An 11188-nucleotide genomic window follows, 5' to 3' on the forward strand; every position below is an offset into this window, starting at 1 on the left:
AAACCAGCGCAAATTACGCATATACTTCGTCATGTAGATTATGTGTGTTCATTAGGTGGTGAAAAAAACATTGGATTTGGATCGGATTTTGATGGTATTGATGAAACTGTTATGCAGTTGAACTCTTATGCAGACTATCAAAATCTTGTTAATGAATTGTTGAAATATTACAAAGAAGAACAAGTAAAAGGGTTTTTATTTTCCAATTTTTTGGATCATATTTCCTTTTAATAATGCAATTATATGAAATGGAATATGTGCATGTTAGTAATAATGTTAATGGTAAAAAAATTATGAATAAAATCAATTCAAATTCTTGCTTTTTTTTCTTACTAGGTCTAGAATTGAAAACGAATTAATGTAATGTAAAAATTCATACTAATTAATGACAGGTATAATATGCATTCGTTGTAGTCCCATAATTAAGAAAGTATTACTATGTTTCTGTTATTTTATACTACAATGTTGCAGCTAAAGGGGTGTAGGAGATGATTAATCAGCTTTCCTGGAAAGTTGGAGGACAGCAAGGTGAAGGAATCGAAAGTACAGGGGAAATTTTCTCTATTGCGTTAAACAGAATGGGATATTACTTGTACGGTTATCGTCATTTCTCTTCACGTATTAAAGGCGGTCACACTAATAATAAGATTCGTGTAAGCACAACTGAAGTACGTGCAATCTCTGATGATTTAGATATTCTTGTAGCTTTTGACCAAGATACAATCAATGTGAACTTTCATGAATTACGTGACGGCGGGATCGTTATTGCGGATTCTAAGTTTAATCCAACAATCCCAGACGATTCTAAAGTTTCTTTGTATGCGGTTCCATTCGTTGACATTGCTACGGAACTTGGAACTTCATTAATGAAAAACATGGTTGCTGTAGGTGCTTCTTCAGCAATTCTAGGTCTTAATGAAACTGCTTATCTTGAAGTAGTTAATGAAATCTTTGGTAAAAAAGGCCAACAAGTTGTTGAAAAGAATATTGAAGCAATTAAACGCGGTTCTGAATATATGAAAGAATTGCTTGGCGAAAATACAAACCTAATGCAACTAGAACCAGCAGACGGCAAAAAACGTTTGTTTATGATTGGTAACGATGCGATTGCATTTGGTGCATTAGCAGGTGGAGCTCGTTTTATGCCTGCATACCCAATTACTCCTGCTTCTGAAATTATGGAATTTTTAATTAAGAAGTTGCCAAAAGTAGGCGGAGCAGTTATTCAAACTGAAGATGAAATTGCAGCTTGTACTATGGCAATCGGTGGAAACTACGGTGGCGTTCGTACGCTTACTGCATCTGCAGGTCCTGGTTTATCACTTATGATGGAAGCAATTGGTTTATCAGGTATGACAGAAACACCACTAGTTATCGTTGATACACAACGTGGCGGCCCAAGTACTGGTCTTCCTACAAAACAAGAACAATCTGATTTAATGGCTATGATTTACGGAACTCACGGTGAAATTCCGAAGGTTGTAATTGCTCCAAGTACAGTAGAAGAAGCATTCTATGATGCGGCAGAAGCTTTCAATATCGCTGAAGAATATCAAGTACCAGTTATTCTTATTACAGATCTTCAATTATCACTTGGAAAACAAACAGTAAATCCATTAGATCTTAATAAAGTTGAAATTCGCCGTGGTAAATTAACGTTCGAAGATCAACCTGAAAGAGAAAATGGCGCTTACTTCAAACGCTACGAAGTAACTGAAGATGGTGTGTCTCCTCGTGTTGTACCGGGTGTGAAGAACGGTATTCACCACGTTACAGGTGTAGAACATGCTGAAACAGGTAAACCATCAGAATCACCAACAAATCGTGAAGATCAAATGAATAAACGTTTACGTAAGCTTAATAATATTAAGTTCAATACCCCTGTATATGTAAATGCTCCTCATAAGGATGCTGATATTTTACTTGTAGGTTTTAACTCTACTCGCGGTGCAATTGAAGAAGCAATGGAACGTCTTGAACAAGAAGGCGTAAAAGTAAATCACGCACATATTCGCTTAATTCATCCGTTCCCTACAGATGAACTGCTTCCACTTGTTAAAGATGCAAAACGCGTAATCGTAGTAGAAAATAATGCAACTGGTCAACTTGCAAATATTATTAAAATGAACCTAGGCAATGGAGAAAAAATTTCTAGCCTATTGAAATATGATGGCAATCCGTTCTTACCAAAGGATGTTTACAACGAATGTAAAAAAGGGGTTGTAGTAAATGGCAACATTTAAGGACTTTCGTAATGATGTAAAACCAAACTGGTGCCCAGGATGCGGCGACTACTCAGTACAAGCTGCAATTCAACGTGCAGCTGCAAATGCAGGACTTGAACCAGATAACATGGCGATAATTTCAGGTATCGGATGTTCTGGACGTATTTCAGGTTACATTAACACATATGGTGTTCATGGTATTCATGGACGTGCATTACCAATTGCACAAGGCTTAAAAATGGCAAACCGTGATTTAAAAGTAATCGCTGCTGGTGGTGACGGAGACGGATTTGCAATTGGTACAGGACATACAATTCACGCAATGCGTCGTAACATTGATATTACTTATATCGTAATGGATAACCAAATTTACGGTTTAACTAAGGGTCAAACTTCACCACTAAGTGATGTTGGATTCAAAACAAAGAGTACACCTCAAGGTTCAATTGAGGCACCATTATCTGCAATGCAAGTAGCGTTAACATCAGGTGTTACATTCCTTGCACAAAGTTTCTCTAGCGATTTAAAGGAACTTACTCAATTAATTGAAGCTGGTATAAACCATAAAGGTTTCTCTTTAATAAATGTATTTAGCCCATGTGTAACGTATAACAAAGTAAATACGTACGATTGGTTTAAAGAAAACTTAGTAAAATTAAGCGATGTAGAAGGATATGATCCTACAAACCGCGCTCTAGCAATGCAAACTTTAATGCAACATCAAGGTCGTGTAACAGGTTTGATTTATCAAAATGCTGGACAACCTTCATATCAAGAACTTGTAAAAGGATACAGCGAAACTCCATTGGTTAACGCTGATCTTAACCTTGATCCTGAATTCTTTGATCAAATCGTTTCAGAATATATGTAATATCTATGAAAAGAACTCCTTCCCGAGAAGGAGTTCTTTTTTTTATCCCGCAATTTTCCCCCAACATTGAAGTCCTTTCTGTATCTACCTTATTTTTCCATAATTTATATGATAGTATAGAAGTAGTATGTTTTATTTGAAGCAACGTTTGTTGTTTAATTGGTCTAAACGTTTTATACTATGATAATGTGTATGATGTGTAAATTTCACATGACAGAAAGGAGATTATTCATGAACGAGCAACAACGATTAGAAAGCACAAAGGTAAATCCTTCGGACAGAAAATCCAGAAAGGATTATAGTAAATACTTTGAAACACCGTACCAAGCGCCGTCTTTGTTAGATGCAAAAAAGCGTGGGAAAGAAGAAATTACGATCCAACGTGACTTTGACATTCCAGAGGATATGATTGGAATAGGAAACGGACGTAAGTTTTATATTCGTACGTACGGATGTCAAATGAATGAGCATGATACAGAAGTGATGGCGGGGATTTTAAGTGGGCTTGGCTTTGAATCTACAGATACAACAGAAGATGCCGATGTCATTCTTTTAAATACATGCGCTATTCGTGAAAATGCAGAAAACAAAGTATTTGGAGAAATAGGACACTTAAAACCACTGAAACTAAAAAACCCAGATGTTCTTCTTGGCGTATGTGGATGTATGTCTCAGGAAGAATCCGTTGTAAATAAAATTATGCAGAAGCTTCCGCATATTGATATGGTATTTGGCACACATAATATTCATAGATTGCCATTTATTTTGAAAGAAGCGATGTTTTCCAAGGAAATGGTTGTTGAAGTCTGGTCTAAAGAAGGGGATGTTATTGAAAACCTTCCACGTGTTCGCCGCGGTGACATAAAAGCATGGGTGAATATTATGTATGGATGTGATAAATTCTGTACATATTGTATTGTGCCATATACTCGTGGTAAGGAAAGAAGTCGTCGCCCAGAAGATATTATCCAAGAGGTACGACAATTAGCTGCACAGGGCTATAAAGAAATAACTTTATTAGGTCAAAATGTAAATGCTTATGGAAAAGATTTTAAGGATATGAAATATGGTCTTGGTGATCTTATGGATGAACTACGTAAAATCGATATTCCACGCATTCGTTTTACAACTAGTTACCCAAGTGACTTTGATGATCGATTAATAGAAGTATTAGCTAAGGGCGGAAACTTACTTGAGCATATTCATTTACCTGTGCAATCAGGAAGTACAGAAACATTAAAAATGATGGCTCGTAAATATACCCGTGAAGGATATCTAGAGCTTGTTCACAAAATAAAGGCAGCTATTCCAAATGCCTCATTTACAACAGATATTATTGTTGGTTTCCCAAATGAAACGGAAGAACAGTTCCAAGAAACATTGTCATTGTACCGTGAAGTTGAATATGACAGTGCCTATACGTTTATTTATTCTCCGCGTGAAGGAACGCCTGCAGCAAAAATGGTTGATAACGTTCCATTAGAAATTAAAAAAGATCGTTTACAACGGTTGAATGCAGTTGTAAATGAAATTTCTGCTAAAAAAAGTTTAGCATATCGTGATCAGGTAGTAGAAGTGTTAGTTGAAGGGGAAAGTAAAAATAATCCGGATGTGTTAGCGGGTTATACACGGAAAAGTAAGCTAGTTAACTTTATTGGACCGAAGTCTGCGATTGGTAACATTGTGAAAGTTCGTATTACGGATGCAAAAACGTGGTCGCTGAACGGAGTTATGATAGAAGAGCCAATTGAGGTGAAATAAATGACAGCTTACACGAAAGATCAAATCATTGAGCGTGCCAAGGAATTGGCAAAAATGATTGCTGAAACCGAAGAAGTTGATTTTTTCAAACGTGCCGAAGCAAAAATTCAAAAAAACGAACAGATAAAAAGTACCATTGATAGAATAAAGGCGTTACAAAAAGAAGCAGTGAGCTTACAACACTATGGAAAAACACAAGCTTTAAAAAAGGTAGATGCAGAAATCGATGCATTGCAAGACTATTTGCACAATCTCCCAATTGTACAGCAATTTCAATCATCTCAAACGTATGTTAATGATTTATTGCAGCTTGTAGCAAGTACCATTTCTAACACCGTTACAGATAACATCATAATCTCTACAGATGGTGATGTATTAAAAGGAGAAACGGGTGCAGAAGTTGAAAGCAAACGGAATCGATAAATATTCCTATATAACGAGTCACGGAGCTTAAATAAAGTGATAAGAGATGTCCATTCGGATGTCTCTTTTTTTTTGAAAAAAAGAACGTATTTGAAATATGCAGCATAAACTGTAATAAGAGGATGCTATGTACAAAAATCCGCCTCTTCCTAGGCTTTTTTTGGAGTGCGATGACACATTCAGCAAATGTCTCGCATATGATGAAATGAATATTGATTGAGGAGGGTTTGGAATGTCCGAATATAGAGAGATAATCACGAAGGCGGTCGTTGGCAAAGGACGTCAATATACGAAGTCTACTCATACTGTTGATCCGAACCATACGCCGACAAGTATTTTAGGGTGTTGGGTTATTAACCACGCGTATGAAGCGAAAAAGCATGGAAAGTATGTAGAAATCGAAGGATATTATGATATTAATACGTGGTATTCATATGATGATAACACGAAAACAGAGGTTGTAACGAAGCGGGTACATTACAAAGATGAAGTGAAAATCCGTTACAGAGATAAAAACTATATTGGCGAGGATTACGAAATTATTGCACGTGTCATTCAGCATCCGAATTGCTTAGAGGCCATTATTTCTCCGAACGGTAATAAGATTGTCGTAACAGTCGAACGTGAATTTATTGTAGAAGTGATTGGGGAAACGAAGGTTTGTGTCCTTGTAAATCCAGAAGGGTGTCAAGATAATGATGAAGGATATTTTGAAGTAGATGACGATGAATTTGAAGATTTAGATCCAAACTTTATATTAGATGCAGAAGAAGAATAACAAAGAGCTAGGGAGAAAATCTTCCTAGCTCTTTTTTAGTATGTAGCAAGACTTTATTGTTTAACTTTTTAGACATAACAGGTAATCTTAAGTAGATAATAGCGGCCTGTGTGTCAACTCATTGTACAGTGAAATACTAGATACAAAAAGGGACCTATGAAAATAATATGATATAATACTTGATAGATATCGATAAAGAGGTGTGGTAAACAACATGGTTCAATATACGCCCATGATGCAACAATATTTACAGGTGAAGGCAGATTATAAAGATGCCTTTTTATTTTTTCGTCTCGGAGACTTTTACGAGATGTTTTTTGAGGATGCGATAAAAGCAGCACATGAACTAGAAATTACGCTTACGAGCCGCGAAGGCGGTGATGGGAAAATTCCGATGTGCGGGGTTCCACACCATGCAGCCAAAGGCTATATTGAGCAGCTCATAGAAAAAGGATATAAAGTTGCAATTTGCGAACAGGTTGAGGATCCGAAGACAGCAAAGGGAATCGTACGTCGTGAGGTCATTCAACTAATCACTCCTGGAACGATGATAGAGGGGCGATCGTTAAGTGAAAAGGAAAATAATTTTCTTGTATCTGTAACTCCTTTTGAGGATGGTTCCTATGGACTTGCATGCAATGACCTATCTACGGGTCAAAATACGGTTACACTCTTAACAGGTTCTGTGGAAGATGTATTACTTGAAGTATATTCACTCGGAGCGAAGGAAATTGTTGTTTCACGTAATTTTTCACAGGAAGAATTACAAACGATTACAGATACACTCAAAATAACTATTTCTTATGAAGAGGAAGTAACCGTTCCTGATCATTTACAAAGTCTTGTAGCGCATATCGACCAGGAAAAGCTAATCATAACGGTAGGACGCTTACTTCAATATGTAATGCGTACGCAAAAGCGATCACTGGATCATCTGCAGTCCGTTGAAATCTATCATTATAATCAATTTATGAAAATGGATGTTCATTCGAAGCGGAATTTAGAGTTAACGGAAACGATTCGAACGAAAGAAAAAACAGGCTCGTTACTTTGGTTACTTGATAAGACGAAAACAGCAATGGGGGGGCGTATGCTGAAGCAATGGGTTGAACGTCCACTCGTTGATATGTCGCATATCCAGCAGCGTCACGAAATGGTTGAAACATTCGTCTCAAATTATTTCGTAAGAGAAGATATGAAGGAAAAATTAAAAGATGTATATGATTTAGAACGATTAGCAGGTAAAGTAGCATATGGAAATGTGAATGCAAGAGATTTGCTACAATTAAAGAGGTCTTTGGAACAAGTTCCTAGCATATTGCAGTTAGTGGAACAACTGCACAATTCCTATGCTAATAAGTTGACTACAAATGTAGATACTTGTGATAGTCTAACTGAACTGTTGGAACGAAGTATTATCAGTAACCCGCCCTTATCCATTAAGGAAGGGAATATTATTAAAGATGGTTATGATGAAAAGCTGGATGAATATCGTTATGTGAGTAAAAACGGGAAAACATGGATTGCGGAGCTTGAGCAACGGGAGCGTGACTTGACTGGTATTAAGTCGCTTAAAATAGGATACAACCGAATTTTTGGTTATTATATCGAAGTAACACGGGCCAATTTATCTCTGCTACCAGAAGGACGCTATGAACGAAAACAAACGTTGGCAAATGCTGAACGCTATATTACGGATGAATTAAAGGAAAAAGAAGCGCTCATTTTAGGAGCGGAAGAAAAAATTGTACAGCTTGAATATGATTTGTTTGCAAATTTGCGTGAGCAGGTAAAAACATATATTCCAAAGCTCCAACATATAGCGAAAGTGCTTAGTGAGCTTGATGTACTTCAAAGTTTTGCAACTGTTAGTGAAGAGGAGCAATTTATCAAACCTACGCTTTCCAAAACGCGTGAAATTAACATAGTTGATGGACGACATCCTGTCGTAGAAAAGGTACTACAGGCGAAAACCTATGTCCCGAATAACGTAGTGATGGGCGAAAAATTAGATATACTGTTAATAACAGGACCAAATATGTCTGGTAAGAGTACCTATATGCGGCAGCTTGCACTGATTGCTGTTATGGCACAAATTGGATGCTTCATTCCGGCAAGTGAAGCTGTGCTTCCAGTATTCGATCAAATTTTCACAAGAATTGGAGCTGCTGATGATCTTATTTCCGGACAAAGTACTTTTATGGTTGAAATGCTAGAAGCTAGACATGCAATTGCAAATGCAACGCAAAATAGTTTAATCCTGTTTGATGAAATTGGACGAGGTACATCCACCTATGATGGTATGGCGTTAGCTCAGGCAATTATAGAGTATATACACGATTATATCGGTGCAAAAACACTCTTTTCCACACATTATCATGAGCTGACTGTACTGGATCAAGAATTGCATAAGCTGCAAAATGTCCATGTGTCCGCCATTGAAGAAAATGGTCATGTCGTGTTTCTTCATAAAATTAAAAATGGAGCGGCAGATAAAAGCTATGGCATTCATGTGGCCCAACTTGCTAAATTACCTGCTTCTCTTATTTCGCGTGCGAAGGAAGTGCTGGCTAAGCTAGAAGAAGGGCAGTCAGAAGATATGGAAAAGGTATATCAAAAGGAAGAAGAGGTAACAGCAAAAAGTCATCCGGTACAAAATCAGCTAGAATCTAATATCGAAGATTCGCAGCTTTCTTTCTTTTCTTTTGACGCCACGCAAAAGTCAAAAGACGCACCCTCTTCACAAGAAAAAGAGGTTCTTGGCCAATTACGAAAATTAAATATTCTAGAGATGACGCCACTTGAAGCGATGAATAAATTGTATCAGCTACAAAAAAACATAAAGAAAGGATAACATCATGGGGAAAATTCGCAAGCTCGATGAACAATTGTCCAATTTAATTGCGGCTGGTGAAGTTGTAGAGCGCCCGGCTTCTGTCGTTAAGGAGCTCGTAGAAAATGCGCTAGATGCAAATAGCTCCGTTATTGAAATACATCTTGAAGAAGCGGGACTTGCAAAAATAAGAATTATTGATAACGGTGATGGTATAGAAGAAAGTGATTGTACCATTGCATTTGATCGGCATGCAACGAGTAAAATTCAAGATGAAAATGATCTATTTCGCATTCGCACGCTCGGTTTTCGCGGAGAAGCTCTGCCGAGTATAGCTTCAGTTAGCGAACTTGACATAACGACTAGCACAGGGGATGCACCTGGTACACACATCGTAATAAAGGGCGGAGAAATCCTATCGAAGGAAAAAACATCAAGCCGTAAAGGGACAGATATACTTGTACAAAACTTATTTTTTAACACACCAGCCCGTTTAAAGTATATGAAAAGCATTCATACAGAACTTGGAAATATAACGGATATGGTGAACCGGATTGCATTGTCTCATCCGAACGTTTCACTTCGTATGTTTCATAACGGAAAAAAACTTCTTCATACATCGGGAAATGGGGACGTGCGGCAAGTAATGGCTGCTATTTACGGGATTCAAATTGCCAAAAAGCTAATTCCAATTGAAGTAGAGTCGCTTGACTATACGATAAAAGGGTATGTCGTTCTTCCGGAAGTGTCTAGGGCTTCTCGCAACTACATTACGACAATTGTAAATGGGCGTTATGTACGTAATTATTCATTAGTAAAAGCAATTCTGCAAGGATATCATACATTGCTGATGGTTGGCCGATTTCCGATAGCTTATTTTTCAATTGAAATGGATCCCATTCTTGTTGATGTAAATGTTCATCCATCGAAGCTAGAAGTACGGTTTAGTAAAGAAGCCCAGTTGCAGGAGCTAATCGAATCTACCATTAAGCAGGCTTTTTCACGCCTTCAGCTTATTCCCGATGCAATGGTGCAAACGGCTAAGCCTACGCGCCAAGAAAGTGTACAAGAGTCCTTTTCTTTAGAGCATCGCTCGGAAGATGAGATTGCTATGCCGCTTGGTATGCTTACAAAGGAAACAGTGCGTACAGACACATATGAAGCCCCTACTCAAATAACACCTAAACAGGAAGAAACGATTCAGGAAAGTGATGAATACCGGGCTATGCAAGAGGAAATATTACAAGAGGACTGGGATGCCATTCCTGAAACAGAATGTAAGGGAAATGAACTTCCCCCGCTATATCCGATTGGACAAATGCACGGAACGTATATTTTGGCGCAAAATGATAAGGGTTTGTATATCATTGATCAGCATGCTGCACAGGAACGAATTAACTATGAGTACTTTCGGGAAAAAGTAGGTCGTGTTCATCCTGACTTGCAAGAGCTATTAGTACCATATCGTATGGATTTATCACTAGGTGAATATTTGAAGGTAGAAGAGCAATTAGAAGAATTAAAAAAGGTTGGACTCTTTTTAGAGCCATTTGGACAGCAAAGCTTTATTGTACGTTCCCATCCAACTTGGTTTCCGAAAGGACAAGAAATAGAAATTATCGAAGAAATGATGCAGCAAGTCGTGCATCGTAAGAAAGCAGATGTTAAAGCATTACGCGAAGAGGCAGCAATTATGATGAGCTGCAAAGCATCTATTAAGGCTAATCATCATTTGAAGCAGGATGAAATATTTGCACTGCTGGAGGATTTGCGGAAAACAACCAATCCGTACACATGCCCGCATGGACGTCCAATTGTGGTCCATCACTCTACCTATGAGCTTGAAAAGATGTTTAAAAGGGTTTTGTAGGACAGGGAATAAGTAAAAAGGGCTCTCTCAAAGAGAATGTTCATTCCTATTTGAGACGGGTCCTTATTTTTTGCAGTTTGGAAAAGGTAACACGAGTACGCAGCATTTGATAGGATCTTCGCTGACCTTATACGATGGAGATTGGTACTTCAATGTAGTCGTATCTCGTGTACGACTATAATAAAGCTGTTTTTCAACCATTGGTATAATCTTTGTCAGACTGCTACGTACCCGATGCCTTTATCATGTACAGCGCGGAGATAACTATACATAGTTTAAGAAAACATTTTAGGAAAGATAAAAAAGATCGCTTGACGATTTCGTCAAGCGATTACATAGAGGGTACTACTAATGAAAAGCTTATGTATGATTATAAACTATTTTGAATTTTCATGAAATACTAAATAAAAAATAATTTTATTTTCAT

General features: G+C 37.5%; 8 protein-coding genes. All 8 read left to right on the plus strand.

The features are described 5' to 3' along the window. Window positions 1-231, plus strand: a 231-nt coding sequence (locus AC11ZT_RS07895; RefSeq protein WP_484059077.1) for a membrane dipeptidase, incomplete at its 5' end; no start/stop codon positions are given. 257 nt (window positions 232-488) lie between these two features. Then, on the plus strand, window positions 489-2243 hold the full coding sequence (locus AC11ZT_RS07900; protein WP_484059078.1) for a 2-oxoacid:acceptor oxidoreductase subunit alpha: 1755 nt from the start codon (window positions 489-491) through the stop codon (window positions 2241-2243). After that, complete coding sequence (locus AC11ZT_RS07905) at window positions 2230-3096, plus strand: 2-oxoacid:ferredoxin oxidoreductase subunit beta (RefSeq protein WP_484059079.1); 867 nt, start codon at window positions 2230-2232, stop codon at window positions 3094-3096. Before AC11ZT_RS07900 ends, AC11ZT_RS07905 begins: the two co-directional genes overlap by 14 nt. 231 nt (window positions 3097-3327) lie before the next feature. After that, complete coding sequence (gene miaB / locus AC11ZT_RS07910; RefSeq protein ID WP_484059080.1) at window positions 3328-4857, plus strand: tRNA (N6-isopentenyl adenosine(37)-C2)-methylthiotransferase MiaB; 1530 nt, start codon at window positions 3328-3330, stop codon at window positions 4855-4857. Beyond that, complete coding sequence (locus AC11ZT_RS07915; RefSeq protein WP_484059081.1) at window positions 4858-5280, plus strand: YlbF/YmcA family competence regulator; 423 nt, start codon at window positions 4858-4860, stop codon at window positions 5278-5280. 232 nt (window positions 5281-5512) lie between these two features. Continuing rightward, on the plus strand, window positions 5513-6058 hold the full coding sequence (locus AC11ZT_RS07920; protein WP_379967449.1) for an outer spore coat protein CotE: 546 nt from the start codon (window positions 5513-5515) through the stop codon (window positions 6056-6058). 214 nt (window positions 6059-6272) lie between these two features. Further along, complete coding sequence (gene mutS, locus AC11ZT_RS07925; protein WP_484059082.1) at window positions 6273-8912, plus strand: DNA mismatch repair protein MutS; 2640 nt, start codon at window positions 6273-6275, stop codon at window positions 8910-8912. A 4-nt stretch (window positions 8913-8916) separates the two neighbouring features. Next, a complete protein-coding gene (gene mutL, locus AC11ZT_RS07930; RefSeq protein ID WP_484059083.1) occupies window positions 8917-10761 on the plus strand; it encodes a DNA mismatch repair endonuclease MutL in 1845 nt (614 codons plus the stop codon). Window positions 10762-11188: the final 427 nt, after the last annotated feature.

The organism is Ectobacillus sp., assembly GCF_056992975.1.